General features: G+C 67.7%; 28 protein-coding genes. 18 read left to right on the top strand and 10 right to left on the bottom strand.

The annotated features are described in order from the left end of the window. Nucleotides 1–49: 49 nt before the first annotated feature. A complete protein-coding gene (locus tag IDF66_RS02955) occupies nucleotides 50–1,441 on the bottom strand; it encodes a site-specific integrase (RefSeq protein WP_223309098.1) in 1,392 nt (463 codons plus the stop codon). A 337-nt stretch (nucleotides 1,442–1,778) separates the two neighbouring features. On the opposite strand from IDF66_RS02955, the gene IDF66_RS02950 reads away from it, so the two are divergent. The 10 genes from IDF66_RS02950 to IDF66_RS02905 all read left to right on the top strand — a co-directional run bounded on the left by IDF66_RS02950 (nucleotide 1,779) and on the right by IDF66_RS02905 (nucleotide 9,718). Further along, entirely contained in the window at nucleotides 1,779–2,018 is a 240-nt protein-coding gene (locus IDF66_RS02950; protein WP_223309097.1) for a helix-turn-helix domain-containing protein, read from the top strand. Nucleotides 2,019–2,790: 772 nt separating this feature from the next. Then, on the top strand, nucleotides 2,791–4,560 hold the full coding sequence (locus IDF66_RS02945; protein ID WP_190265667.1) for an AAA family ATPase: 1,770 nt from the start codon (nucleotides 2,791–2,793) through the stop codon (nucleotides 4,558–4,560). A gap of 632 nt (nucleotides 4,561–5,192) precedes the next feature. Then, on the top strand, nucleotides 5,193–5,750 hold the full coding sequence (locus tag IDF66_RS02940) for a hypothetical protein (RefSeq protein WP_190265666.1): 558 nt from the start codon (nucleotides 5,193–5,195) through the stop codon (nucleotides 5,748–5,750). A gap of 88 nt (nucleotides 5,751–5,838) precedes the next feature. Next, a complete protein-coding gene (locus IDF66_RS24100) occupies nucleotides 5,839–6,213 on the top strand; it encodes a helix-turn-helix domain-containing protein (RefSeq protein WP_190266283.1) in 375 nt (124 codons plus the stop codon). Nucleotides 6,214–6,724: 511 nt separating this feature from the next. Continuing rightward, nucleotides 6,725–6,961 (top strand): hypothetical protein, encoded by a 237-nt coding sequence (locus IDF66_RS02930; protein WP_190265665.1) that lies wholly within the window; start codon nucleotides 6,725–6,727, stop codon nucleotides 6,959–6,961. 128 nt (nucleotides 6,962–7,089) lie between these two features. Further along, entirely contained in the window at nucleotides 7,090–7,251 is a 162-nt protein-coding gene (locus IDF66_RS02925; RefSeq protein ID WP_190265664.1) for a hypothetical protein, read from the top strand. A gap of 110 nt (nucleotides 7,252–7,361) precedes the next feature. Further along, entirely contained in the window at nucleotides 7,362–8,036 is a 675-nt protein-coding gene (locus IDF66_RS02920) for a hypothetical protein (RefSeq protein WP_190265663.1), read from the top strand. Then, a complete protein-coding gene (locus IDF66_RS02915) occupies nucleotides 8,033–8,836 on the top strand; it encodes a hypothetical protein (RefSeq protein WP_190265662.1) in 804 nt (267 codons plus the stop codon). Before IDF66_RS02920 ends, IDF66_RS02915 begins: the two co-directional genes overlap by 4 nt. 12 nt (nucleotides 8,837–8,848) lie before the next feature. Further along, nucleotides 8,849–9,400, top strand: coding sequence for a hypothetical protein (locus tag IDF66_RS02910; RefSeq protein WP_190265661.1), 552 nt, complete (start codon nucleotides 8,849–8,851; stop codon nucleotides 9,398–9,400). A 3-nt stretch (nucleotides 9,401–9,403) separates the two neighbouring features. Continuing rightward, entirely contained in the window at nucleotides 9,404–9,718 is a 315-nt protein-coding gene (locus IDF66_RS02905) for a hypothetical protein (protein WP_190265660.1), read from the top strand. 683 nt (nucleotides 9,719–10,401) lie between these two features. On the opposite strand, the gene IDF66_RS02900 is transcribed toward IDF66_RS02905, so the two are convergent. From IDF66_RS02900 to IDF66_RS02890, 3 genes are all read right to left on the bottom strand, one after another. Continuing rightward, on the bottom strand, nucleotides 10,402–10,839 hold the full coding sequence (locus IDF66_RS02900; protein WP_190265659.1) for a VOC family protein: 438 nt from the start codon (nucleotides 10,837–10,839) through the stop codon (nucleotides 10,402–10,404). 10 nt (nucleotides 10,840–10,849) lie between these two features. Continuing rightward, the gene (locus tag IDF66_RS02895; protein WP_190265658.1) at nucleotides 10,850–12,481 is read right to left on the bottom strand and encodes an esterase/lipase family protein; all 1,632 of its coding nucleotides are present in this window, start codon (nucleotides 12,479–12,481) and stop codon (nucleotides 10,850–10,852) included. A gap of 153 nt (nucleotides 12,482–12,634) precedes the next feature. Continuing rightward, complete coding sequence (locus IDF66_RS02890; protein WP_190265657.1) at nucleotides 12,635–13,327, bottom strand: alpha/beta fold hydrolase; 693 nt, start codon at nucleotides 13,325–13,327, stop codon at nucleotides 12,635–12,637. Between the two features lie 120 nt (nucleotides 13,328–13,447). Here IDF66_RS02890 and IDF66_RS02885 point away from each other — a divergent pair, with 120 nt between their 5' ends. Further along, nucleotides 13,448–14,818, top strand: coding sequence for an LLM class flavin-dependent oxidoreductase (locus IDF66_RS02885; protein ID WP_190265656.1), 1,371 nt, complete (start codon nucleotides 13,448–13,450; stop codon nucleotides 14,816–14,818). A gap of 84 nt (nucleotides 14,819–14,902) precedes the next feature. Here the strand turns inward: IDF66_RS02885 and IDF66_RS02880 are convergent, their stop codons facing one another. Together IDF66_RS02880 and IDF66_RS02875 are read right to left on the bottom strand one after the other, a co-directional pair. Further along, nucleotides 14,903–15,238, bottom strand: a complete 336-nt coding sequence (locus tag IDF66_RS02880) for a histone-like nucleoid-structuring protein Lsr2 (RefSeq protein WP_190265655.1) — start codon at nucleotides 15,236–15,238, stop codon at nucleotides 14,903–14,905. 204 nt (nucleotides 15,239–15,442) lie between these two features. Next, nucleotides 15,443–16,246 (bottom strand): hypothetical protein, encoded by an 804-nt coding sequence (locus tag IDF66_RS02875; protein WP_190265654.1) that lies wholly within the window; start codon nucleotides 16,244–16,246, stop codon nucleotides 15,443–15,445. Between IDF66_RS02875 and trhO the strand changes: the two genes are divergently transcribed. From trhO to IDF66_RS02845, 6 genes are all read left to right on the top strand, one after another. Next, nucleotides 16,233–17,111, top strand: coding sequence for an oxygen-dependent tRNA uridine(34) hydroxylase TrhO (gene trhO, locus IDF66_RS02870; RefSeq protein WP_190265653.1), 879 nt, complete (start codon nucleotides 16,233–16,235; stop codon nucleotides 17,109–17,111). The genes IDF66_RS02875 and trhO overlap by 14 nt on opposite strands. After that, a complete protein-coding gene (locus tag IDF66_RS02865; RefSeq protein WP_190265652.1) occupies nucleotides 17,108–18,181 on the top strand; it encodes a CobW family GTP-binding protein in 1,074 nt (357 codons plus the stop codon). The genes trhO and IDF66_RS02865 overlap by 4 nt, the downstream gene beginning before the upstream one ends. Before the next feature lie 289 nt (nucleotides 18,182–18,470). Further along, nucleotides 18,471–19,520, top strand: coding sequence for an N-acetylmuramoyl-L-alanine amidase (locus tag IDF66_RS02860; RefSeq protein ID WP_388000999.1), 1,050 nt, complete (start codon nucleotides 18,471–18,473; stop codon nucleotides 19,518–19,520). 59 nt (nucleotides 19,521–19,579) lie between these two features. After that, the gene (locus IDF66_RS02855; protein ID WP_164308911.1) at nucleotides 19,580–20,515 is read left to right on the top strand and encodes an SDR family oxidoreductase; all 936 of its coding nucleotides are present in this window, start codon (nucleotides 19,580–19,582) and stop codon (nucleotides 20,513–20,515) included. Continuing rightward, nucleotides 20,512–21,279 (top strand): fructosamine kinase family protein, encoded by a 768-nt coding sequence (locus tag IDF66_RS02850; protein WP_190265650.1) that lies wholly within the window; start codon nucleotides 20,512–20,514, stop codon nucleotides 21,277–21,279. The genes IDF66_RS02855 and IDF66_RS02850 overlap by 4 nt, the downstream gene beginning before the upstream one ends. A gap of 15 nt (nucleotides 21,280–21,294) precedes the next feature. Then, the gene (locus tag IDF66_RS02845; protein WP_190265649.1) at nucleotides 21,295–21,861 is read left to right on the top strand and encodes a nucleosidase; all 567 of its coding nucleotides are present in this window, start codon (nucleotides 21,295–21,297) and stop codon (nucleotides 21,859–21,861) included. An 11-nt stretch (nucleotides 21,862–21,872) separates the two neighbouring features. On the opposite strand, the gene IDF66_RS02840 is transcribed toward IDF66_RS02845, so the two are convergent. The 4 genes from IDF66_RS02840 to IDF66_RS02825 are packed head-to-tail and all read right to left on the bottom strand — an operon-like array spanning nucleotide 21,873 to nucleotide 26,393. After that, the gene (locus IDF66_RS02840; protein ID WP_190265648.1) at nucleotides 21,873–22,880 is read right to left on the bottom strand and encodes a DUF6542 domain-containing protein; all 1,008 of its coding nucleotides are present in this window, start codon (nucleotides 22,878–22,880) and stop codon (nucleotides 21,873–21,875) included. A 34-nt stretch (nucleotides 22,881–22,914) separates the two neighbouring features. After that, the gene (locus tag IDF66_RS02835; protein WP_190265647.1) at nucleotides 22,915–24,120 is read right to left on the bottom strand and encodes a DNA recombination protein RmuC; all 1,206 of its coding nucleotides are present in this window, start codon (nucleotides 24,118–24,120) and stop codon (nucleotides 22,915–22,917) included. Between the two features lie 57 nt (nucleotides 24,121–24,177). Next, nucleotides 24,178–24,729, bottom strand: coding sequence for a methylated-DNA--[protein]-cysteine S-methyltransferase (locus IDF66_RS02830; RefSeq protein WP_190265646.1), 552 nt, complete (start codon nucleotides 24,727–24,729; stop codon nucleotides 24,178–24,180). Continuing rightward, on the bottom strand, nucleotides 24,726–26,393 hold the full coding sequence (locus IDF66_RS02825; protein ID WP_317628569.1) for a DNA-3-methyladenine glycosylase 2 family protein: 1,668 nt from the start codon (nucleotides 26,391–26,393) through the stop codon (nucleotides 24,726–24,728). The genes IDF66_RS02830 and IDF66_RS02825 overlap by 4 nt, the downstream gene beginning before the upstream one ends. A gap of 118 nt (nucleotides 26,394–26,511) precedes the next feature. Between IDF66_RS02825 and IDF66_RS02820 the strand changes: the two genes are divergently transcribed. Then, entirely contained in the window at nucleotides 26,512–26,838 is a 327-nt protein-coding gene (locus IDF66_RS02820; RefSeq protein ID WP_190265644.1) for a hypothetical protein, read from the top strand. Nucleotides 26,839–26,844 lie beyond the last annotated feature (6 nt).

Below are 26,844 nucleotides of genomic sequence, written 5' to 3'. Positions count from 1 at the left end.
CCCCCGACCAATACGCACCCCGATTAACGAGAGCTTGTCTCCCGGGCGATTAGCCCGTAAACCGCGAGATGTCCGTGCGGCCGCCGAGCAGTGACCCTCCGGCAGCCGCGAGGGCGTCGGTGTAGACGTGGCCGTAGACCCGCAGCGTCATCCCGGGGTCGTGCCCGAGCCACGCCGCGACTGCGTGCGGTGAGTGCCCGTTGTCGAGCATCAGACTCGCGGCGGTGTGGCGGAGATCGTGCAGCCGGACACGGGGCAGCCCGGCCTCGGCGGCGAGTCGCCGGAAGGTGTCGGTGTAGGCCTCAGGTCGCAGCGGGGTGCCGGTCGCGTCGACCGCGACGAGGTCGCGGTCGTCACCCCACCCACCCAGCGCGAGGCGTTCGCGGGCCTGGGTCGCGCGCAGACTGCGCAGCGCGGTCATGACCTCGGAGTCCGCCCCGACCGGCAACGTCCGCCGCGATCGGGCGGACTTCGGTTCGCCGATGGCTGTCTCGGCTCCGCCGTTGACGGTGACCCGGGCCTGGCGGATGGTGACCGTCCCGGCCTCGATGTCCACCGCGCCCCACGTCAGGCCCAGCACCTCGGAGCGGCGCAGCCCGAGTAGCGACAGCAACCACAGTGCTTCGATGCGGTCGCCCCTGATGTGCTCGCGGAATGCGGCGGCCTGCTCCCGGGTCCAGGTACTCATCTCCGATTGGGTCTCACGCGGACGCTCCACCAGCCGTGCGACATTGCGCACGAGCAGCCCCTCATCCACCGCGTCATTGAGGGCGGCCGTGAGCAGCACGAGCATGCTCGACACCGTGACCGGGCTGACGCCCTTGGCGGATTCGGACGCCGGTGGGGTGGGGCTGGTGACGTAGCGTCCGCGCCGGGGCTTGGTGACCCATCCCGCCTCACGCAGCCGATCCAGGACCTTGCCGCCCTGGTCCCCGAAGGCGGTGGTGATCTCCGAATACCGCACGCCCGCATCACCCCCGGCCGTCACCGTGTCGAGAATCGCACGAGCCGTGGGCGAGAGCGGCGGGCGACTCGCCTTGCGGCCGCTGGTGAGTCGGACAGTCACCAGGTCATCGATCTGGGCCTTGGTCAGCTTCTGGAGCTTGATGTCGCCGAGGGTGTCGATGACCGGGCGCAGGCTGTCGCGGTAACCTGCGAGGGTGTTCGGGCGCACGTTGCGCCGCCCGGCCAGCCACTCAGTCACGTACTCACCGACCGTCACCTCTCGCGGCGCGACATGCGTGCCACTGGCGACCTCGGTCGAGATGCGGCGGTAGGCCGCCCGAGCCTCCTTGAGCGTCGGATAGGTGTGACGCTGGCGCACACGGCGGCCGTCGGGCTGTATGCCGAGGTCGACGCGGAACCAGTAGGAGATGGTGCCGTCGGCGGCGACGCGCCTGTTGATGGGTTCGGCGCGGCGAGTCTTCTTCTGTTCGGTCATGCGGGTGTCCTTCATCGACGGGGTTTGGAAGCTCGAAACCATAGCCCACACGCACACCAGTGGGCGGGGGTTGGTTACTCAGCAGTGGGCGACTCAACCAGTGGTGGCTGAGACATGTTGCGGCTCTGAGGTTTATCTCTCGGTTCACCGAACGTCAGATCGGGGCAGGTAGGTGGTGGGTGGCGATGACAATGCCATCACTACAGGGCATTGAGAACTGTTGTGCAGCAGTAGATTTCACGACACCAGACTAGACGCAAACGGCCGTGCTGGTCTATGTTTGGCCTGGACACCCCGCCGCCCCTAGTGACCGCCCACCGAACGACAGGAGACCACGATGCCCACCAGCCGACGGCGGGAGACCCCGATGGAACTGGCGCGCAAAGCCCTTACCGAGCAGACCACCGTGTCCGTGCCCGAGACTGCGCTGCTGCTCGGAATATCCAGGGCCACTGCCTATGACCTCATCCAGTCCGGTGACCTACCGGTGATCAGGGTCGGTCCACGCAAGCTGCGAGTCTCCACGTCGCGGCTCCAACGCATCTTGGACGGTCAGGAGCAGCCGCGCGGCGCGTAGGCGGCTTCGACCGGACAGAGCCGTGAACGCTGGTCTGCCTCCGTGGCCGTGGGTCTGGCGATGTCGCACTCCCCGAACCGGGTCAGGCGAAAACGTCACTTACGCAACAGAACCTCGGGTCAGGGCATATCAGGGTTGCCCGCCCCGTGCTCGGCGGACCTCTGCTCGGTCTCGATGCCACACACCGACAAGGACACCCCAGCGGGTCGCCGCTGGGGTGTTCGCCTGTCACGAGGCCCGCTCGGCGGCCCGCTCGTGCGCAATCGCCGCGTTGTGACCCACGGGCCCACAACGATCCGACCGGCGGCCCTCGGTGTCTGCGAGCGGTGGGCGGCCAGGCCGGTGTCGGTCCTGTGTTCGCCAGCACTACGGGCCATTGTCAAAAGCATTGAGCGAGAGTGAGATTCGTGAGCCATGACCCCGCTTGCGGGCTAAGGTTGGGCTGAGACATCGCCCGGCCCCCAGGGCAGTCTCGACCAGGAGAGGCCCTGAGGGCCCGGCAGCGACACCGCAGGAGGGCGGCATCACCCGCAGACTACGCCGGAATCGATCAGCGCGACGGCTGAATACACGCGAACAGGGCCCCGCGCGGGACGCCGAGACCCTGTTCGTCGTAGCCGACCCACCCGCCGAAAGGAGGTCGAAACCCACCCAGGACGCGCATCACGTGTCAGGCATCCACACCATAGGAAGGCAAACTCATGATAGCTGATCTACCCCTCGCCCCAACACGATCGGGCGCAGACAACGCGCCGGTGGTCGGGGGGCTGCGATGAGCGATCCGTTCACCAGCGCCGGTCCCGCCTGGGAGCCACCCACTGACCCTTCGGACAGCGCGGAGCGCGCCATCGCGGTGCCCGGACCGTACGCGGCGGACTGCCTGACCGCTGCTGAGGTGGGTGAGCCCGCCCGCGCCGCGCTGCGCTCGCTGGAGTGGGTCAACATCGACGCTCTGCGCGCGGAGGAAGCGCTGAATCCGGCACTACGAGTGTTGCCGACGGTTGGCGACATCGACGGGTGGTGCCGTAGGCACGGGATCAACCCGACCCGGCCCGCCCCGAACGGCAAGGTCGACCGGAATACGCCGGTGCATCAGACCGAGGTGCGGCTTGCGGTAGCCGGGGTCGGTGTCGCATCGAGGTTCGCCATCAGCGACCTGATCGCAGCACAATCCGAGTCCGGGGCTGAGTGGATCGAGCGCGCGCTCGCTTGGGTGCGGGAGTCGGCGCTGTCGCGCGATGCTATGCGGCGTAAGACCACACCGACCGAGGTCGCCCTGACAGACCTGTTCGGCTTCGGGGCAAGCATCGACGAACTGGCGGCGTTGCCGACGGTGACCCCGGCTGCTCGGGTAGCCTCAGCGCGGCTGTTGATGCTCTGGAAGCAGGTCGAGTACGAGCGTGCGCGGCAAGACGCCCGTGCTGCGCTGGCGAGCGAGAAGGTGCGCGTCATCGAGCTACCGGCGGTGACCGGGCTCGATGAGTTGCTCTCTGGTGACGACCCAGAGGTTATCGCTCGGATCGATCGACTCTGGCCCGAGGGTGGCGCGCGGATTCTGCTTGCGGCCGCTGCCAAGTTCGGCAAGACCACGCTCGTCTACAACTTGGTCCGGTCGTGGGCCGATGGTGATGAGTTCCTTGGTGCCTTCGCAGTCCGGCGGCCAGCCGAACGCATCGTCATCGTCGACACCGAAATGTCGAGGGCGATGGTGCGGAAGTGGCTGCGTAGCCAGCAGATCACCAATACCGAGGCGGTCGTGGATGTGATCTGTCTGCGGGGCCAGGCCGGACTATTTGACCTGCGCAACGACGCGCTACGTGCCAGATGGGCAGTACGGTTGGCGGATCTAGGGTGCGACATGTTGATCTTCGACTGCCTCAAACCAGTGCTCGACGCGCTGGGGCTGTCGGAGGGCACCGAAACCGGCATGTTCACTGAGCCGTTCGACGAGCTACTGCACGAAGCCGGGATCGCCGACGCGCTGATGGTGACGCACATGGGGCATGGGATGGAGCGGGCGCGGGGTGACTCGTCACTGCTGGGCCGCTACGACGGCAACTGGCGCGGTCTGCGGCCTGACCCGCTGTTGCCGACGCGGTTCTTCGCGGCCGAGGACGTGCGCGACATGGCGGACGATCCAGTCGCCGAGGGACAACTCACGTTTGACCCGGCGACGTTGCGGTTGAGTTACGTCGGCGGTGACCGCCGGGCGCATGCCAACGACACCGCCGCCGAAGCCCGAATGCAGGAGATGCTCAACGTGCTCGCCGACGACCGTGAAGCGCACAGCGACGATGACGACTATCTCGGAATGCTGACCACCGATCTGCGCGACGCCGTCGGCGGCAAGAAGGAGACGCTGACCGCCGCCATCCGACTGGCCGAGTCGCGCGACCTGCTGCACATCACCCGCCGGGGCCGGGCGACCTACCACCGGCTGGCCGATGAGGCCCGCGACCCGCTCAACACCGGCACAGTGATCGAGGGCCGGTTCGGTGGATTCGGGGACACGGCGGGCTCATCGGGGCCGCCCGCGCGGTGACACGGGGATTTGGGCAAAAACATGGTCTGACCTGGGGTTTCTATCGGCCCCTGATTTTGGGGCCGATACATCGGCCCCTGACGTCGGGGGCGATAGGGGCCGATACCTGAGACGACCGCTCAAAAACTGTGTATGAGCAGTGGTTTCTATCGGCCCCGAAACGGGGGACCGATGGGGTCCAATTACCTATCGTCCCTCGCCCCCCGACCTATAGGGAGGGGGCGATGGGACGACGACGGACGACGATGGGGTCTTGAGGGTGGCTGAGCGGGCGGATGTGAGCGGCGGCGGGGGCGTGATCGGCGGGCGACGGTGACCGGAGCGGCCGGGGCGGCATGGCAGACGATGTCAGGGCCGTCGGTTTGGTGGTCCTCGTTGGCCGCCTCGCTGCCAAACAGCGGGCGACTGGCCCCACGGCCTACCCACAGCGGCCGAGGCAGCGAGCGGCCGTCTGAGTGGGCCATCGGCCGGACCTCCACGCCCACTGCCGGCGACAATGCCCGTCAACCGTGGTGATGTGAGAAGTGCTGCGCCCCAGTGGCTCCCCGCCGTGACCGAGCGGACCTCAGTACCGAGCGGGCTGCGGGCTGGTCGATGGACAACGCCTCGTCAAGGCGGCAGACTTGCGTACGATGGCCGATCATCAGCGAACGTTTCGCAACTCCCGCGAGCGTGCAGAGCGGGCGTTCCAGCTCCGTGCGTGCGGTCGATCGTGGCTCGATGTCGCACGCGCACTGGGCTACGGCAGCCCCGGGGCGGCGCAGACAGCGGTCAAGCGTCATCTGGCCCGTGAGGAGCGGCTGAACTCCGGCGACGCGACCCTGCGCGAGTTGCTCGAAGGGGCGCGGATCAGCAATGCGGTCCTGTACGGCCGGTTCTCCGAGGCGCTGGCCCGTCGCGATGATCTGACGTTGGTGATGCTGAGCCGGGAGATGCGGGCGAACCGTGACCAGATCGCCAAGCTCGTGGGTGCCTACGCGCCCGTGCAGGTCCAGGTGGAGCAGGGGCTGACCGAGCATGAGTTCGCCACGGAGGCTGCGCGGTTGCTGCGAGAGATCAGCGGGGCCCCGCCGGGGTGGACTTCGCCGGTGCTCGACGGTGAGGTCACCGACGTCGACACCGATGAGGACCCTGACGACAATGCTGATGCCGTCGACGACAGCCCCGCCCTCGACGCCGTGCGGCGGTGAGTCGCGGTGGTGGGGGCTGATTCGATGACCGCGCTGGACGTTTCGCTACGCGCCGGACAACGCAACCACTACGACCCGCTGGCGGCCTATCGCCCGGGCCGCCCCCGCAACCGATCGCGGCCGAGAGTCGCCCAGAGCGCCCCGCGACCTGACTCCGCCACCAGGTTGCCCGAACCCGGCACCCCGGCGCGAGCGGCCCACTCGGCCGCCGCCATCGGGCCTACAGCTGCCCCGGGCAGAGCGCCAGGCCACCGTCATCGACCTACGCCAGCGCGGGCTCAGCCAGCAAGCCATTGCCGATGCCGTGGGGGTGAGCCAGTCAACAATCCGCGACGATCTGTCCACCAGTTCAGTGGAAACCACTGAACTGCCGGACCGCGCCACCGGCATCGACGGCAAGGCGTACCCTGCCCACCCGTCTCGAAGCGCTGTTGGCGGAGCAGTCAGGCACTGCCACTGGTGAAAGGACACCCAGATGAGCACTCCCAACCGACCGATGCCCACCCCGGTGCGTGACCCCGGTTTCCGACGGCCCACGGGCCAGTTGTTGACGCGGGCCGGTGTCGATCCAACTGTCGCGGCACGGTATTCGGGCGTCTTGCCTGACTCGACTGATCCGGCTGACGTTGTCCGTGCGCTCCGACACCAGGCCGCCTCCGACGACGCCCTGGCCTGGCGGCACCGTGCGGCCGCGCTCGAAGCCCGCGCGATCGCCCGTCGTGTCGAGGAACGCTCCCGATCCGGTCCCTCGGCCGGGGGTAGGGCCGCTCGGGCCCGCTGACACGTGGCCGGGCGTCCGAAATTGTCACGCGCATAGGCAATCGCGACCCCTGGCCGTGGGTGTGCCGGACCGGATGGCGGGGGTATTGGGTCCGATTGGCAGGTCTCTGACATTGCCCTGTAGTGCTGTAAATGTCAGTGCTGCAACAGATTAGGGCTAGCGTATAGCGCGCTGTCGGCTTATCGTGAGGACCATGACCGCCACCGCCGACACCGCCCGCTACGGTTCTCGCCATGCCGCGTCGGGCCGTCTCGGATTCCTGCTCAAACACGGCTACCCCGAGGACCATCCCGATGTGCGTGCGGCGCGGTCGGAGATCGCGTTCTTCCGGGTCAAGGCCGTGTTCGACTCCGACCCGGGCCTCGACCGTGACGCGCTGCTGACGCGCGTCCGTGATGCGCTGACCGATGATGCGGCGGTGGCGCGGTGAGCCCCCGATCGACTCCGGCGCTGGCCCATGCGCGGCCGAGCCCACCCGTACCCGCACCCGCACCCTCACCCGCACGGGAGCCGGATTCGTCACCGCGCCATTGGGTCGACATGGACTGTGCGGATCGAATGAGCTTGCTCGCGAGCAAAGAGCGCACAGCAGCGACCGCGTTGCGCAGCGAGGCGCGCCGCCTCGAACGACTGGCCGATGACCTGGAGCGCACCGCCACGATCGCCGAGCAGGCAGCAGCGGAGATGCTGACCGATGACCTGGATGAGGTGACGTCGTGATCCGGCTGCGGCGGCCGGGTTCCCCACGTCGACAGGCACTCTCAGGTGTTGTATCGGCCCCGGCCCCGTCGCAGGATGAGCAGCGCGCAGCCCGGCGTCAGCGTCTGCCCGTGACCTACGACGGCCGGTTCCGGTTGGCTGACGAGGTCGCTGCGATCCTCGCTCCGCTGGCCGATCGGGCAGGGGCACTGCCGCGTCCGGCGATGGTGATCGCTGAGGTCTCCGACGTCGTGACCGAGTCCGCGCTCGCACTCGACCGGTGCGCCGCGATCATCGCCGACCGTGAGATTGCCCAGCGCACCGCCCACATCGGACCCTACGAGCGGCGCGCGGCGGCTCGCCGCGAACTGGTCCGCACCCGCCCCCGCATCACCGCCCCACCTCTGACGCCGGAGATGGTGACGAGTGGCACCTGGATCGCCGCGTTGACCACCCTGGCCGCGCCTCTGGAGCGGCCGCTGGCCGATGCGCTCGCTGCGCCGGTCGGCGCGATCCCGGCCGACTCACCGCTGCCGGGCCGTCGGGATGACGGTGCGCGCTCGGACAAGCTGGTCGCGGCGTTGCGCGTGATCGATCTGGCCGCTGGCGAACTCGCTTCCCGCCTTGACCGCATCGAGTCTGTCTTACGGTCGCGGGCGGCGACGCCGCCACGGCCGCTGCCTGACGTCGACGCGCGGGCCGATGCGCGGCTGCGTGAGTGGGGGGTGGCGTCGTGGACCGAGCGGCCAGGGCCGCTCGGCACCATCGATCAGTCCCGACCCCCGTCCCGCAGGGAGAGCGCATGACCACGACCACCGACCCTGCCGCCGCGCCGTCCGCTGTGACCTCGACGTTGCCGCCGGTCGTCTACGAGGCACCACCGGCCGCCCCGATCGGCGGCGGCCTCTACGCGGTCTCGACCGGGCCGCTGCCGATGCCCGAGCACTGGTACGGGGGCATCGAAATCTGGCCGGTCAACTGTGCGTCCGGCTGGGGCACGTGGCCGGTGGACCCGTGCCTGAACCCGGTCGATGACCACGCGCGCAAGACCGGCGCGCGTGCCGATCCGCTCGATCCGTTCTTCCCGCTGGTGGTCTGGGGCTACGACGAGTGCAGCCTCATCACCCAGACCGAGGAGATGACGCTGACCCGGGCCCGGCAGAACCTCGTGCTGCATGAGCAGACGATGGTGGAGTCGGGGTTCGCCGACCGGTTGCTCGGCGCTGCTACCGACCTGGGCACCGCACCCGACATCACCACCGCGACCGCCATGCTCGAATCGGCACTCGCCGTGCGCGGTATCGCCGGGGTGCTGCACGCCGGGGCACAGTGGGCCGCCCCGGCGGTGTCGGCGCTCCTCGCGGCCGGGTCACCGATCCTGCGGTCGCCGCTGGGTGCGTCGTGGGCGTTCGGCGGCGGATACGTGCAGGCACTGGGCGATACGGTGATCGCGACCGGCCCGACGACGGTCTGGACCTCGCCGGTCGACGAACACGCCACGCCCGATGCGATGGAGAACATCATGGCGGCGCTGGCTGAGCGGTCGGTCACCGTCGGCTACGAGTGCTTCGCGGTGGCGGTCACGATCGACGGCGAGGTGAGCTGAATGCGGCGGTCGATGACTCCGGCGGTCCACGCCGCCAACTCCCTTCACGAGTCAGCTCATGCGGTCACGGCGGTGTTGCTGGGTGCGCGGGTGACCGAGGTGCGGCTGATCGATGATGACCGGGCTCCGCGAGGCGGCTGGTGCGAGTACGCGATACCGGCCGGGGTGCGGGTGCCCGAGCGCGAGATCATCTTCGCCGGACCGTGGGCTGACGCACGGTTCACGATGCGTCGCCGCCCCGACCACGCCGCGATCCGCGCGGCCCTGGCTGGATCGTGTGACAGCGATGATCTCGACGCCGAGGCCCCGCCCGGTGGCGCGGGCCTGCCGCTGGGCATCATCCCCACCCTCGAAGCGCTCTGGCGACCGGCCATCGTCCCTCTCGCCAAGCTGCTCTGTGAGACGGGCACCCTGGGTCATCGCGACATCGCCGACGCGCTGGGCGTGAACGTCCTGGACGGTCCGATCACCGCCTCGCTCGCCGGACCCGACAAGGTCTGGAATCTGACACTGCGCGTGCCGGTCCTGCGATCGCCGGTCGATGCCGTGGCCTCCCGGCGGTAGCCGATGAGGTGCGACTCGCAGCAGCAGGCGGCGGTCATCCGGGCGGCCGCGACGCTGTTGACGGTGGCGGCCGCTGCTGACGACCGCGACCACTTTCACGAGCTGATCACGCTCGGGCACACGCTGACTGGCGAACTGAGCACCGATCAGATCGCTGACCTGCTGGCGGTCCTCGCCGGACACTGCGCGGCCGCCCTTCACCCCGTCGCGACGGCGGCCGGTGGCGATGACCTGTTGCGGATCCTCTGTACCCGCCTGAGCGCAACGGCGATCGCCCTGGATGACAACGGCGACGAGTTCGGCACGGCAACTGGATGATCTGCACAGCCTGATTGCTCGACTCCAGCACGATTGGACGATCCGGCACGGCAATGTGGTGGGCAAGAAGGCTGGTCCCGGCCCCGCCCGCCGCCGGAGAGTGCCAGCGGATTGACGGGGACGGGCTCCAGGGTCGGGTGGTACGGGTACCCGCCCGCCACCTATCGTCGCGCTCGGGTGCCTCCGGCGCAAGATGCTCGCCCGTGCAGGCGATCACCTGGCGGTGGCGGTGGCCGTTGACGAGCGCGTCAGCGAGACCGCCGAGCGACGGTGACCCGGCTGATCGAGCTCGTTGCGGGTGCCTCGCGGTTCGGGCCGCCCAGCCGGACCGTGACCTACTGTGCCGTCGTCGCGGCCGCCGAGCCGGTCACCGAGACACCCACCGATCGGCCGCCGGGCCCGGGCTCGGTGAGTGTCGTAAGAGCGGCCCGAGGTCAGCGCCCGAAAACCCCCGGAGCGGGCCAAGACGGGCCGAAACGGGCCGTTACGCAATGACACGCACTAGACGGCGAAACCACCCCTGACCTGGACGTATTCGGACGCGAGGATACGCAAAACCCCCCGCGTGCTCGCTCTGGCAGTGTGGGGGTCAGGGGTTCGAGTCCCCTTAGCTCCACTCCGCAAACCCGCTCTGACCTCGGTCGGAGCGGGTTTCGGCGTTCCTGGGGGCGTCGCTGGGGACGTCAGTCCTTCTTCAGTTCCTCGGCGAGCATCACGATGATGCCGCTGGGACCGCGGACATAGGTGAGCTTGTAGACATCCTGGTAGGTCGCCACGCCGCGTAAGGGGCGGCAGCCGTGGCGCGCGGCTATCTCGAGGGCGTGGTCGATGTCGTCGACGGAGAAGGCGACCCGGTGCATACCGATCTCGTTGGGAAGCGTCGGTGCAGTCTCGATGGCCTCGGGGTGGATGTACTCGAAGAGCTCGAGCCGGCCGTGACCGTCGGGTGTCTGGAGCATCGCGATCTTGGCATGGTTGCCGTCGAGACCGACGGCGGTGTCGGTCCACTCACCACTGACCGTGTCACGGCCGAGCACCGTGAGACCGAGGTCGGTGAAAAAGGCGATCGTCGCTTCGAGGTCATCGACGGCGATGCCGACGTTCTCCAGTTTGATGGGCATGCGGTGCACGCTACCGGGCCGGGCCGTCGCGATCGGTGATCTCGAACGTCAGTCGGGCATCGACGCCGAAGATCTCCAGTTTCCGGGCCACCTCTGGCAAGGAGACTCCGAAGCGCCAGCTTCCGTCGCTCTGCTCCGTCTGGACGGGCGTGTTCTGTTGGCCTGCATCGTTGAGCCCCTGCGTGATCGGGTCGAAAGCATCGATCGCTCCGCCGATCGATGAGTTCCATGCCGTGAAGGCCTCGATACCCGTCTGGGCCGTGTTCGGTCCCACGTCGACGATGAGGGTGTCTGCCCAATCGAAGACCTGCTCGAGATGGTCGCGGTAGTTGAACAGGCCGTCTCGCTGGATCAGCTTGCTCACCCGGAGAACGAGGCTGTATCGAGCACGCCCTCCGTGACGGACCTGGTCACCGGTATCTCCGGCGGCCAATGCGGGATCCAGCAAGAAGGTGCTGAGCAGGGGGACGGGATGGTCGGGGCTGTCACCGAGCCTGCGCAGTTCGTCGTCGAGCTGAATGGGGCAGTACTGGTCGGCCCGCTGCTCGCTCAGCACCACGGGAAGCCCACGAATGGACAGGCGCAGATCGGCCTGCCACGTCACGTGATCGTCGCCGTCTCGATTGTCGGGAAGGGCCGTCAGTCCGTCCAGGCCGACCTTGACCGTCCAGCGTCCGAACAGAAAGCGCCGCAGGTTCTGATAGCCCTCCTCCGAGTTCACCTCGCCGTATCGGCCGGAGTGTGACCGATACACGAAGGCTCGGTGCGCCTTTCGGACGTAGGCGTTCTCGATCCGGACGAGGCCGTCGCTCTTGGGGCCGACCACCGCCTTGGACGGACCGTAGTCTTTCGGATTAGTGCCGATCAGGCAGAACACGTCGTCGGTGTCCAGCGCGTCGGCGAGGTCCTGCGGGTCGAACTGGCCGCTTCTCGGTTCGTCACCGAACGTCTTGCCAGGCGTGAGATATCCGTACATCTTCTCGGGGGCGAAGATGTCTGCGCCTGCCGGGCCGACCGTTTCCTCGAGCCAGTTCAGCACGCCGCTGCCGAACACGATGCCGCCGTGCGGGGTTCCGTAGGTGAAGAACTTTGTGACGAGTTCTCGTGCCGGCGTTCGCTCTTGTTCTCGGCAGGTCTTCTGCATCATGCAGCGTGCGACGAGTCCGCCCATCGAATGAGCCACCAGGATCACCTTGTCCGCGCTGGTCTTTCGACGCACCAGATCGATCAGGTCGTAGAGGCCGAGTGCGGCCTCTTCGATGTCGAATCCGTCGGCGGTGACGCGTTGATGTATCGAGGAGAAGACGCGTTGCGCAATGTTCTGGTGAGGCGGAGCAGCAAATGTGGTCGCGGCCTGATCGTAGAACCGGTACACCCAGATCGAGTCCGGGGCGATGGCACCGTCATCGGCAGTGCGCAGATACGCTTCCTGGTCGCCGTGCACGAGCAGTTTGTAATCGTGGTCGATCAGCAATCGGAGCATCGGCCCTTCGAACTGATAGAAGCGGGGATCCCCGTTTCCGTCGACCCGGATATGGGTTGCGCCCTCGTTGAATCCGTAGAACGGATCATCGACCTGGCTGTCGATACCGGCCGTCCCGCCAGCGTAGCCACGGATGTAGATGATCGGGTATCGCTCCATGTTTCGGCCTCACACGCGATGATCGGCACATGGTCCGGCCGGACCATGTGGAGGAATCGAACACTCCAGATCATTCTGCGAGCCCGGCGATCTGACCGGAAGAGTAGTGCACTACCCGAGTCGGGCGGTGTGACCGGTTGTCGGGTGCAGCCCTCAGAGGAACGCGTCGGCCAACGCCGCCGGCTGACTCAGCGCTGCCAGATGACCACCGGGGACCACCACGGCGTCGACGCCGAGTCGTTCCTTGGCGAACGGTACCTGGAAGTCCCTCGGGAACAAGCGGTCGTCGCGACCTGTCACGACCGTGACGGGTGCGGGCCAGACGTCGAACGGGGTCGCGCAGTCCATGATCGCGTCGGACTGTTCGGGCTCGCCCTGCCTCATTGCCTCCTCGACGACGTCGTCGGGCACATCGTGGAAGAACTCCTGCATCTCATCGATGTCGTCGCCGAGTTCACGTCCCTCGGCCGCGGCGAGTGCCCTGCGCGCCTGCCCGGCGCCGCTGTGGCCGAACCAGTGACCAGGGGTCTCGTGGGGGAGCGGGATCATCGCGTTCACCAGCACGATGCGTGCGGCGCGCACTCGTTCGGCCAACACCGGTGCGGTGAATCCACCCAGCGACTGCGCGACCACCACGATGTCGGCGTCGCCTGCCGCGATATCGACACCGGCGTTGCGGAGTTGGCGAACACAGGCGTCGGTGTATGCGGGGAAGTCTGCGGCCGGATCCCCGGACGGAAGGTCGAGCGCCACCGCGCGATGGCCTCGCCGCTCGAGTTCCGGGACCACGCGATGCCAATACCAGCCGCTACCACCGGCCCCGGGAACGAGTGCGAAGGTCGCCATCCGCTCATCGTAAGGGCGGAGCAGGAGGTCCGGATCGGATCAGCACGACCCAAACCGTGGGCAACGGCGCTCGATCGGGATTGACTCGTCGCGCATCGCACACCCAGTGAAGGACGCACCATGACCCGACAGTTGCACCTCGGCGGATTCCTCATCGCTTCCCCGGTCACCCATTCGCATGCCGCATGGCGGCATCCGGGTTCGGAGACCGACTATTTCGGTCCCGACCATTATCACCGGGTCGGGCGGATCCTCGAACGCGGCAAGTTCGATTTCGCATTCTTCGCGGATCTGCTCGCGGCTCCCGTGCGATTCGGCGGCGACCAATCCGAGCCGTTTCGGCGAGGGACGCAGGCGGCCGCGACCATCGACCCGACGCTGGTGGCCGCGAGCATCGCGGCCGTCACCAGCCGACTCGGCATCGCGGTCACCAAGTCCACCACCTACTTCCACCCCTATGAGCTCGCGCGTGTGTTCGGCTCGCTCGATCACCTGACCCGCGGCCGGATCGCGTGGAACATCGTCACGTCCCTGTCGCAGGCCGAGGCACAGAACTTCGGATTCGAGTCGCACCTCGAGCACGACGAACGCTATCTGCGCGCGGAGGAGTTCGTGAGAACCGCGATCGAACTGTGGTCGAGTTGGGAACCGGATGCCGTCACCGCGGACAAGGAGTCGGGCGTGTGGGCCGACCCGGACAAGATCCGGACGGTCGACCACATCGGTGAGTACTACCGGACGCGCGGACCACTGAACCAGCCCCGGTCACCGCAACACCGCCCGGTGCTGATCCAGGCCGGGGCGTCGGAGACCGGGAGGAACTTCGCCGCACGATGGGCGGAGGCGATCTTCGAGATCGACCCGACCCCGGAGGGGCGCCGGGCGTACTACGACGACGTGAAGTCGCGGGCGTCGGATCATGGTCGCAATCCTGATCACGTGAAGATCTTTCCGTCGTTCATCCCCTTCATCGGGGAAACCGCATCCATTGCGCGGGAGAAGCAGGCCTTTCACAACGAACTCGCCGATCCGATCTCGGGGCTCATCACGCTCTCGGTCCACACCGATCACGACTTCTCGCAATACGACCTCGACGCGCCCGTCGCGGACATCTCCGTGAGCGGAACCCAGGGACTCTTCGATGTCGCGCGGCGGCTCAGTCAGCGCGACAGTCTCACATTGCGTGACATCGGAAAGCTCTACGCCCAGGGAGTTCTGCTCCCGCAATTCGTGGGGACGGCCACCGATGTGGCCGATCAGATCGAGGAGTCCTTCGCCGGGGGAGAGGCGGACGGATTCATCGTGTCGAGCGCCCAGACCCCCGGCACGTTCAACGACTTCGTCGACTACGTGGTGCCACAATTGCAACGGCGCGGATTGTTCCGCAAGGAGTACCACGGCACGACACTGCGTGAGCACCTCGGGCTCGGCTCCGCCGATGAGGATCTGCCTGCGGACCTGCGAGCGGAATCGACGCTGCTGGCGGGATGAGGCGAAGCGCCGGAAGGCCCGGACCTCTGCGGGTCCGGGCCTTCCGGCGACAGGCGTTCGCGATGGCGAAGCGTGTTCGGTCGGTCAGTGTGCGGCCTCGAAGGCCTCGATCACGCTGAGCGGGATGCGGCCTCGATCGCTGACCTCGTAGCCGTTCTTGTTGGCCCATTCGCGAATGGCCTTGGTCTGCTCCTTGCTGCGAGCCGTGGAAACCGGGGCCACTCGCTTGATGCCTCGGGACGACGTCACTCGCGATACCGAGACATACTTCTCCAACGAATCACGGAACTGCGCCGCATGCTTCGACGAAGTGTCGAATTCGTAGGTTTTTCCGTCCAATGACCAACGCACGGTCTCGTAATCGTCGAGGACCTTGCCGTCGATGTCATCAATGACTTGGACGATTTCCTTCTTCGCCATAGTGAACTCCCTGTCCTCCTGGTGAGAATCTGTTCTCACCTGAATTGTCTCGACCAACCATTCGTCGTGCGCAAGTCGGGAGCAACAGCGAATGTTTCTTTGTTGGTGGGATACATGGTAGACGTCCAGAATTAATAAGTTCCTGAGAACCCCACCATTCCCCGGAGTATGCGAATAACGACTCGAGTGATTACCGGAGTCCGATCATGAAGTGGGCGGACTGGGTACGGGCGTTTCCTGATTTCCCTCACCTGTGGTCGCGGCCTCGGATTCGGAAGCCGACTCGGGTATTCCGGTCAGCGTTGACGGGGCGCGGTCCCCGGCCGCAATCGGGAGGTAACCCCTTGGGGTGATGGCGAATCCGGACTTCGATCGAGATTCGAGACAGTACATTCCGGCTGACTCGACGAGACAGGAAAACCGCGAGATCGAAATGGTGTGGCCGTAGTCCACGATTGTGCTCCGGTACAGGACGGGATAGCGATTGGCGCACGCGCCGCGTTGTGTGTCATCGGTGCTCAGCGTCACAAGATTGCGCGCCCATCGACAACTGCTCGGTGTGTCGGCCGGTGGGTTCCCACGTGTTTCCGTGTTCAGTCGGCAGGCCAACGTGGCGCTGCCGTTGGTTCCGGTGGAACAGTTCACCCGACGGTCGGGAGTGGTGAAGTGGAAGCCGGACGTGTCCTCGATCGGAGAATTGGGTCGCACCGAACCCTGGTGATAGTGGGAATTGTCGACACGAGGGGCCAGCGCGATCACGCGGCCGATCGTCCAGTCCGGCAGGGCGACGGCGGTATCGGGGGTGGAGGGCGCCGCGGCGGTCGTCGTCGTCTCGACCTCGGACTCGGTGGACAGCACATCGGTCGGTGGCAGCACGATGCGGGACGGATCGGTGCCCGAGGTGAGCGAACACCCCGCGCTGACGAGCACCACCAGAGCCCCGATGACGCCGACATAAAAGGAGCGCCTGCGCAGTCGTCCGTACCCTTGCACTGTGTCGACTCCCAAGATCGTGTTGTTCTATGTGTTCACGCCGCTGGCCGATCCCGACGCCATCCGGCTGTGGCAGCAGGCCATCTGTGAACAGCACGGCCTGCGCGGCAGGATCATCGTGTCACCGCACGGCATCAACAGCACCGTCGGCGGCGACATCGTTCAGGTGAAAAGGTACGTCAAGGCCACCCGCGGATATCCCGCGTTCAAGCAGGCCGACATCAAATGGTCCGACGGGACAGGAGACGACTTTCCACGACTGAGCGTTCGAGTTCGGCCCGAGATCGTCACATTCGGCGTACCCGACGAGGTTCATGTCGGTCCGGACGGGGTGGTCGGTGGTGGCACCAAGCTGAGCCCCGGCGAGGTCAACGAGCTGGTGGCCGACCGCGGCGAGGACGTGGTGTTCTTCGACGGACGCAACCGGATCGAGGCGGAGGTCGGCCATTTCGCGGGAGCGGTCGTCACCGACGCGCAGTCGACGCGTGATTTCGTCCCACTCCTCGACAGCGGGGCCTACGACCACCTCAAGGAACGGCCGGTCGTGACCTATTGCACGGGCGGGGTGCGCTGCGAGGTCCTCAGCAGCCTGATGCGGGCGCGAGGATTCCAGGAGGTCTACCAACTCGACGGCGGCATCGTGCGCTACGGCGAGGAGTTCGGCGACGACGGACTGTGGGAGGGCTCGCTCTACGTGTTCGACAACCGCATGACGGTCGAGTTCTCCGATCACGCCGCGGTGGTCGGCACCTGTGCGCGTTGTGGGGCGCAGACCAGCGGCGTGGCGAACTTTCCCGACTCCCTCGGTCGCGAGCTCGCGGTGCTCTGTCCCGGCTGCGAGGCGGATGCGGGCGAGTCACTGGAGGCGGCGTCACGGTGACCCGCGAATCGGTACCGGTCGTCCTCGTCGCCGGGTATCTGGGTTCCGGCAAGACGACACTGCTCAATCATCTGCTGCGAACTGCCTCGGGAACCAGGATCGGCGTGCTGGTCAACGACTTCGGGTCGATCAACATCGACGCGATGCTGATCGCCGGTCAGGCCGACGGGACCGTGAGCCTGTCCAACGGGTGTGTGTGCTGCAGCGTCGACGCCGACGGGGTCGAGAGCGCGTTGACCGCTCTGCTGCGGCCTGCCGCGGGGATCGACGTGATCGTCATCGAGGCCAGTGGCATCGCCGAGCCCCGCGCACTGATCCGGATGATCACCGGCCTCACGGATGCGAGGCTGCGGTACGGCGGCCTGGCCTATGTGGTGGACGCGGCTGCGCTGCCCGATCTGCGGCGGCGCCACCCGGAGGTGGACCGGCACATCGAGATCGCCGACCTGGTGGTGATCAACAAGGCCGACCTCGTCGACGACGTCGGGTTGGCCGGTGTGCGCGACCTCGTCGGTGCCGTCAACGACACCGCGCCGACGGTCGTCACCGCCGACGCCGTGGTCGATCCCGGGCTGCTGTTCGACGCCGCCGACCGGCCGGTCACCTCGACCGCGTCGGGCGGCCAACTGACCCTGGACGCGCTCTTGGCGGAAACCGGTGACCAGGACCTCGGCGGCCATGACCACGGTCATGACGGCGGGGATCATTCCGGCCACACCCATCTGCACGACGAGTACCAATCCGTCGAGTTCGTCAGTGAGGCTCCGCTCGACCCGAGGCGACTGGCCGCATTTCTCGAGCGTCCGCCTGCCGGCTGCTACCGGATCAAGGGTGTCGCCGCGTTCGACGTGCCGGGACACCGTCAGAAATTCGTCGTGCACGCCGTCGGCGGGTTCGTCCGGGTGCACCGGCTGCCGTGGTCGGGCGAACCGAGGATCTCGCGCCTGGTGGTGATCGGTGCAGGTCTCGACGCATCCGAGGCGCATCGTGGGCTCCAGGAGACGGTCGGCGACGGTATCCCCGACGAGCATGGCATCCTCCGCATCACGCGATATCTCTCGTCGGTGTGAGGTCCGCTCCGACCCGGCGCGATGTCACAGCTCCCTAACGGTTTCCATCACCGCAGGTCGCGAATTTTCGTTTCGTCTGGCAGCCTGTTTCACTGTTACCAATGTGACTAAAGTGGCCAGTGTTGCATCTTGGAAGGGAGTGCGGCGCCGGTCCGACCGCAGGTCGGATGGCGCCCGGTGTGTGATGACCCAGACTGTGATGACCCGGCGTTCCGGGGGACGGATGATCGGCCGGCGGCGGCGGATCGTCGTGGCGGCGATGTCCGCCCTCACCCTGACGGCCGGCACGATGACGACCATCGCGGCACCCGACGCCGTCGCGGCGCCGCAACCGACCGGCACCGTCCTGGCGGGCAAGACGATCTTCCTCGATCCCGGACACCAGGGTGGCTCGGCCGGACACCAACTCAATGCTCAGGTGCCCGACGGGCGAGGGGGCAAGAAGGACTGCCAGACGTCGGGTGCGACCGGGGTGAACGGCGCCCAGGAGCACACCGTCAACTGGCAGATCACCCAGTTGGTGAAGGCAGGCCTGGAGAGTCAGGGTGCGCGCGTGGTCCTCAGCCGACCCGACGACACCGGATGGGGTGGCTGTGTGGACCAACGGGCTGCGGCCGCCAGCCGTTCCGGTGCCGCAGTCGCGGTGAGTCTGCACGCGGATTCGACCTCGGCCGGATCGGATGGCTCCAAGAAGGGCTTCCACATGATCGTGCCGCAGCTACCGGTCCCGGACGGCACGGTGAGCCGCGTCCAGGGCGGGGAGGGCCGCAAGGCCTCGTCGGCCATGCGTGATGCATTCGTGAAGGCGGGTTTCCCCGAGGCCAACTACGCGGGTGTCACCAAGGGTCTGCAGACCCGGTCAGACATCGCGGCGGTGAATCTGACGAAGGTTCCCGCGGTGTTCATCGAGATGGGTAACCTGTCGAATCCGGCTGAGGCGGCATCACTTTCGGGCAAGGACGGCCAGCTCAAGTACGCGATGGCGGTCACCGACGGCATTCTCGACTATGTGCGCGGCCCGGCGGCCGCGCCTGCTCCGGCACCGGCCGCACCCAACTCGACAGCACCCAACTCCGCTGCACCCAACTCCAGTGCGCCCAAATCGGCAGCACCGGCGCCGAACGCGGCACCCAACTCGACGACCCCGTCGACTCCCGACAGCGAGGACGACGGTCTCGCCACGGTCATCCCGTTCGTCCAGCAACTCCTGGGCACCGACGACCCGAAGGCGATCACCCAGTTGCTCCTCGGTCAGGGGCAGGACGTCTCGGCGCAGGTGCTCAAGGCGATGCTGACGGTGGTGTACGGACTGTTCGGCGGCAAGCTGCCCATCGGATGACGGTGCTCGGCTCGACCAAGGTCGTCGTCGGTGCGGGATGCAGCGCATAGGGTGGTGTCATGGGGCTCAAGGATCTGATCGTCATGTCGACACCGGTGCCCACGCTGCGTGACCGCATCGTGCTGATCACCGGTGCCGCGAGCGGGATCGGCCGGGCGACCGCGATCGCATCGGCTAGAAATGGCGCCCGGCTGGTGCTGACGGACCTGCATGCCGATCCACTCGACGCGGTGGTGCAGGAGATCAACGACGCGGGCGGCACGGTTGTCTACCACCAGTCCGGGGACATCTCGGACTACGACTGGGTCCGCTCGTTCGCCAATCAGGTGGACGCCGAGGTCGGCGTGGCCGACGTCGTCATGAACATCGCCGGTGTGTCGGCGTGGGGGACCGTCGAGAACCTCGAACACCGGCACTGGCGCACCATGGTGGACGTGAATCTGATGGGCCCCATCCATGTCATCGAATGCTTTGTGCCGCAGATGATCCGACGTGGCAAGGGCGGCCATCTCGTGAACGTGTCGTCGGCGGCCGGGTTGTTGGCGCTGCCGTGGCATGCGGCGTACAGCGCGAGCAAATTCGGATTGCGCGGCGTGTCGGAAGTCCTCCGATTCGACCTGCGGCGGCACGGCATCGGGGTGTCTCTGGTGTGCCCGGGCGGCGTCGACACGCCTCTGGTCGACAGCGTGGAGATCGCAGGCATCAACCGCGACGACCCGCGGATCAAGGCGCAGATCGCCCGGTTCCACAAGGTCGCCGTCACGCCCGAAACCGCTGCCGCAGCAATCCTCAAGGGGATCCGGAAGAATCATTTCCTCGTCTACACCTCGTTCGACATTCGCTTCGGATACTGGTGGGCGCGCAAGTTCGCGCTGCCCTACGAGATCCTGATGCGGGTGGCCAACAACCAGTTCGATCATCTGGCACGGGCCAGCGCACGGTCGTTGGAACGCAAGGCCGCCGCGCAGAACGGCACCGACGTCTCGTCCACATGACTCGTGGCTTCCGTAAGGATCGCCGTGACGTCGATCCGGATTTCTTTCGTGCCGAGGCGGCCGGACTCCGATGGCTGCGCGACGGCGGTGGACCGATGGTCGAGGTCATCGACGTCGGTGACGATTTCATCGAGCTGGCACACCTGACGTCGACGCGTCCCACCGCATCGCATGCGCGGGACTTCGGCATGGCGCTGGCCCGGATGCACGACGCAGGTGCCGTCGAGTTCGGGAGTCCGCCCGCAGGCTATGGCGGCAGACAGTTCATCGGCGAGCGGCCGCTGAGTACCCGCACGCACGAGCGCTGGGGCGAGTTCTACGCCGACGAGCGGGTGCTGCCGTATCTCCCGCCTGCGATCGACGCTGGGTATCTCGAGCCCGCGGACGCGGACGCGACCCGCGAGGCGTGCGCGCTCCTCGCGAGCGGCGTGTTCGACGACGGCGACCCACCCGCACGGCTACACGGCGACCTGTGGACCGGGAACGTGCTGTGGACCGCGCGCGGCGTGGTGCTGATCGACCCGGCCGCCCACGGCGGCCACCGCGAAACGGACCTGGCGATGCTCGCGCTGTTCGGGTGTCCGCTGCTCACCGAGGTCATCGCCGGTTACCAGGGGGAGCACCCCTTGCGTCCCGGATGGGAGGATCGCGTTGCGCTGCACCAGCTGCATCCTCTCGCGGTACACGCCGCCGGCCACGGCCCGTCGTACGGCACGGCGCTGGGACGTGCGGCCCGGGCCTGCGTCGCGCTCGCCGCGCGGTGACGATAGTTTCACTGCGTGACAATCGACCCCGGCACGCTCGTCGTCGCCGCCACCCGAGCCGAGGCGCGCTACGTGCCGACGGGTACCCGTGTCCTGATCACCGGCATCGGCAAGGTCCGCGCGGCAACGGCCCTCACCAGACTGCTGGCCGCCGTCGGCGGCGATGCGCCGGTCCGTCAGATCGTCAACGTGGGAACCGCCGGTGCACTCCACGACCACCACTCGGGCATCTTCCAGCCGTCGACCGTCATCGAGCACGACATCAGCAGTACCGAGCTGCGCTCGATGGGCTATCCGGTGGTCGACCGATGGGAGATGCCCGACGGGGACGGCACCGTGCTGGCGTCCGGGGACACTTTCGTCGCCGACCCGGTGCGACGCGCGACGCTGGCCGCGCGAGCCGACCTGGTGGACATGGAGGGTTGCGCCATCGCCCATGTGAGTGCGGAGTTCGGGGTGCCCTGTCGAATGGTGAAGGTGGTCAGCGACGGCGCCGACGAGGGTGCGATGGACTGGCCATCACTGGTCGATGACGCGGCACGTCGACTGGGCGAGTGGTTCGAGACCGTTTCCCCGGCGTGACGTGAGTGCTGTCAGCCTCGATTGCGCGCGCGGGTCGACGGATAGCGCGAGGCCGACGGCTGCGGTGTGGCCGACTCGTAGCGAGCGTGATCGGCCGCCGACGACGGTGACCGTCGACGGGCTGCCGCACCGGCGGTGGGTCGGGCCTGGGTGGCCGGCGGCGCGATCGTCTCGCCGATCGACTCCTCGCCGGGGCCGATGAGCTCGCCGGCCTCGGCCCGTTGTACTGCGCCCGCTGTCGCGCGGCGCTTGGTTGCCTGCGGCCGGTCGGCAGCCGCCCGCTTGCCGCCCTCGGAGCGTTTGGTCGGGGCGGCCGCGCGGGTGGCCGGTTCGTCGACGACCTTCTGACCCTTCGGGACACCGGCACCGTCGGCCGCGCCTTCCGGGGCCGGACGTGGCTGGCGAGACTTCTGCGCGGCGGAAGCAGGCTTTCTCCGGTCGCCGGATTCGGCAGGCCGAGCCTTGGTCGCGGCCGGACGAGCGGCGCGCTTGGTGGCGGTACGCGGTCGGCGGTCGGCGGTCGTGGCGGGGCTGGGCTTCGGCGTCGATCCCTTCGATCGCCGGAGACCGATGCCGGTGGAGCGGTCGCGGGTGAGGTACCACCGCGCCACGACGAGACCGAGGGTCACCAAGAACGTCAGCAGCATCCAGGGGAAGGCGTCGGCAATCGGGAGCAGGACCTTGAAGATGAGGCTCTTCAGGCCGGACGAGGCCTGGTCGGAGTTGAGGCCATAGAGCGTGATGACACCGACGAGGAACGCGATGAGGGGCGGCTGGGCCGCGGCGGTGAACAATGCGCGTCGCCGCACGGCGAGCGCTGCGACGACGCAGCCGACCAGATAGCAGAACTTGAAGATGCCGCCGAGGGCGTCGGTGTTGCTCGCATCGATCGCCGCACCGATACCCGTGATGACGGTGGCCACCAGCACGCCGCCCCACCACGGGAGGCCGCGGACCGTCGGCAGCACGGATTGCTGATCCAGCGGTACCGCTGATCGCTGTTGCGGGGCAGAAGACACATCTAGACGGTACCGGTTAACCCCCCGAAAACTGTTAACCACCGGGTGATGTTGCCCATTGCCCCGTTTCGGATGTGTCGTCGCTGGTCCGGATGCCTCCCGCAGTGCGGACGGTGATGTCGATCGGGGCGGTGGAATTGTGCTGCGGCTCACCCTGGAGGGCGTCCAATTCGGCCAGTTTGCGAGCTGTGACGCCTACGCGAGCATCGACTGCACCGACCGTCGAGTTGAAGGATTCGACGGCGCGGCGCAACGACCCGCCCAGCCGGTCGAGGTGGCCGAGCACGCCGCCGAGACGATGGTGCAGTTCGGTCCCGAGCTGATGGATCACAGCGGCATCGCGCGCCATCGCGTCGTGCCGCCAGCCGAGCGCGACGGTGCGCAGCAGGGCGATGAGGGTCGACGGAGTGGTGAGGACCACGTTCTTGCCGAAACCGAACTCGATGAGCTCTCCGTCGGCACGGACCGCGGCCTCGAGCACCGGATCACTCGGTACGAACAGCACCACCATCTCCGGGGTGTTGTCGAAAGCCGACCAATACGCCTTCGACGACAGCTGCGTGATGTGGGAGCGGACGGCCCGGGCATGTTCGCCGAGCAGCCGGTCGGCGGTCGCCGGGTCCGGCTCCTCGATGGCGGCGAGATACGACTGCAGCGGCACCTTGGCGTCCACCACGATGTTCCGGTCACCCGCGAGGTGGACCACCATGTCCGGCCGCACCGGCCCCGACGACCCGTCCGCGGACACCTGCGTCGAGAAGTCGCAGTGCCGCGTCATCCCGGCCAGCTCGACCACCCGCTCGAGTTGCAGCTCGCCCCACCGACCGCGGACCTGAGGTGTGTGCAGGGCATTGGCCAGCTGCCTGGTCTGGTCGGTCAGTTGCGTCGACACGGCGTGCATACCCCGCACCTGCTCGGTGAGACCTGAGTACGCGCTGATCCGATGGTGTTCGGTTCGACGCAACTCGTCGGAGAGCTGGCCGAGCACGGCCCTGAGCGGGTCGACGATGTGTGCGACCTGCGTGCCGATGGCCGAGGATTGGCGCCGCGCCGCATCCTCGCTCGCCGACGAGAGTGAACGGGCTGCGAGATCGTGCGCGGCCCGCACGGAGTGCAGTTCGGCCCTCGCAGCGGCGAGGGCGGCGGCGGACCGCGACGCGTGCGCGAGCCACCCGACCAGCCCGCCGAGGATCACGCCGGCGATCAGGGCGAGGATCACTGAGGTGTTCATGGCCGTCATGGTGCTCGACGGGTCCGACAGTGGACCACACCCGCGATCGCCGGCGGAGCCGGATCGCTACCCGGCCGCGGGATCCTCACGGTCGAGTAGTGAGCGCTTCACCTCGAGGCCGTAGCGAAACCCGCCGAGCGAGCCGTCGCTGCGCAGCACTCGGTGGCAGGGGACGAACAACGCCGCAGCGTTGCGTGAACACGCCGACGCCGCGCCGCGGATCGCGGCGGGGTTGCCGGAGAGTTCTGCGAACTGCGTGTAGGTCACCGGTGCGCCGGGCGTCACCGTTCGCAGCACCGACCACGCGTGCTCGAGGAACGGGCCCGAATGCTGGACGACCTCGACGGCGTCGAGAGCATCGAAGGTGCCCGCGTAGTACGCGTCCACCCGTTCACGGAGCCCGTCGAGTCGGCCGCGTCGCAACCGGTCCGGCCGGATGGAGCGGTGGACGAGCGCGGCCAGGTACTCCGGGTCGTCGGTCCAGCCCGAGGCCAGGACGCGATCGGCGTCGTCGGCGACGACGGTGAATGTGCCGTCGGGCGTGGGCACCGACGTCCAGCGGGCCGTGGTGGTGGCCGCGGTGGCGGTCGTCGTGGGGTTCGAGATCGTGGATGTCATCGTGCTCCTTCTGCAGGCTCGTCGAGTTGCTGCCGACGAGTTGGTGGGGTCGACCGCGTCTGCGCCGCTCGGGCGATTCGCGATCCTGAGGACGGGGCCCGCGTGGAATGGTGCGTCGACGTCTGCTCGCTCGTGATCGGTCCGCTCAGTATCGGCTCGGTCACCGACAGCCGGTGGCGCCACAGATGCATCGATGCGTACGAGCGCCACGGCGACCACGCCTGCGCACCGTCGGGCAGATCGATACCCAGTTCTGTGGCGGCCCGTGCGACGACGAGGTCGCGATCGAGCAGGATGTCCGGCTCGCCGGTGACCCGCATCGCCACGTAGTCGGCGGTCCAGGCCCCGATCCCGGGTAGCTCGATCAAGGCGGCCCGCAGTTCGGCGGCCGTGCGGCCGGCGTGCATGTCCAGACGGCCGTCGGCGATGGCCTCGGCGACGGCGAGGATGGCCTCGACGCGGCGCTTGGGCCCGGTCAGCACCCGGTGCCCGTGCTCGGCGATCGTGGCCGCGTCGGGAAACAGCGTCCAGCCTGCGGTGGGCGAGTGCTCCGCGTCGGCATCGGGCGGCCACGACACCGGCTGTCCGAGCGTCTCGACCAGGTGTGTCGTATGGTGCCGGGCCGCCTTCACGCTGATCTGCTGACCGATCATCGTCCGGATCAGGGTCTCGGTCGGGTCCACCGACCCGGGGACCCGCAGGCCCGGCGCGGCGTCGACCAGCGGCGCCAGCGAAGGGTCGGTCCGCAGCGCGAGGTCGGTGCTGACCGGGTCGGCGTCCAGATCGAGCAACCGCCGGAGGCGGTTGACCGCGACGCCGAGATCGCGCATGTCGAGATGGGTGATGGTCGCGATCATGTGTGCGGGCCCGGGTTCGATGGTGGCCAGGGCCGGGCCGTGTGGGAGTCGCATCGTGCGCCGATAACGCCAGGAGCCATCGGTGGTGGCCTCCACCAGTTCGCCGCCCGCAACGGCATGCGCGGAGAGGAACCAGTGCAGCCAGCGGGTGTCCAGCGGCATCCGGTGCGCGAGTCGCAGGGTCACCTCTCCGACGGCGCCCTGCTCCGGCCGGCTGTTGGGCGACGGCAACTTCCTTAGGCGGCTCGGCGTGAGGGCGAAGACCTCCCGGACGGTGTCGTTGAACTGCCGGACACTGGTGAAGCCGGCGGCGAAGGCGATATCGGCCATGGGCATCGGCGTGCACTGGATCAGGACCCGCGCGGTGGCGGCGCGATGTGCCCGGGCCAGCGCGAGGGGACCGACGCCGAGTTCGCTGGTCAGCACCCGGTTCAGATGCCGTGGCGTGTAGCCCAGTCTGGCGGCCAGGCCGTCGACGCCATCTCGTTCCACCACACCGTCGGCGATCAGTCGCATGGCGCGTGAGGACAGATCGGCGCCCGTGTTCCAGCGCGGGGAACCGGGGACCGCATCGGGGGCACAACGCCGGCAGGCCCGGTACCCCTCCTGTTGTGCGGCGGCAGCGGTCAGCACGAAATGCACGTTCTGCGCGCGAGGCGTCAGCGCGGGACACGACGGCCGGCAGTAGATCCCGGTGGTGTGCACGGCGACGAAGAACTGTCCGTCGAACCGTGCGTCTCGCGACGACACGGCGCGATAGCACCGATCGAAGTCCAGGGTGTCGGGAACGCTGATCGTCGTGGTCACCAGACAACTCTGACACCGATCGCCGACGGATTCTGGCGGGAATCGGACACGGCCGTCTGAGGCGTGCCGGATTGGGGAAATTGGTGACGTAGATAACAATTCCTGGCACGATGAGCCCATGAACACACCGTTCACCGGTGCTCGACAACGAGGTCGGCACGACGAACTCCCGCTGTCGGAATTCCCGGCGTGGGGGCTCGAGATCATGATGGGCCTGTACGGACCCGAGACGGTCCAGAGCGCAGCGCAGCAGGAACCGGCGGGTGCGGCACCGCCCTCGCCGCCGCCGTTGCACGACCGGCGGGTCGCGCCCGAGGCGACGGGCGAAGCGAGCCCGACGTCGCCAACGGTTGCGCCGATGTCGCCACTCGTCTTGCAGCTCGAGGCGGTCAACGAACTGGTCCGCTACGTCGAACGCAGAATCAAGCGGCACCACCAAGGGTGATTCTCC

This window comes from Gordonia hankookensis, assembly GCF_014673215.1.
GTDB lineage: Bacteria > Actinomycetota > Actinomycetes > Mycobacteriales > Mycobacteriaceae > Gordonia > Gordonia hankookensis.
Note: the sequence above shows the minus strand (reverse complement) of the source record. Positions and strands in the feature narration are given on the sequence as shown.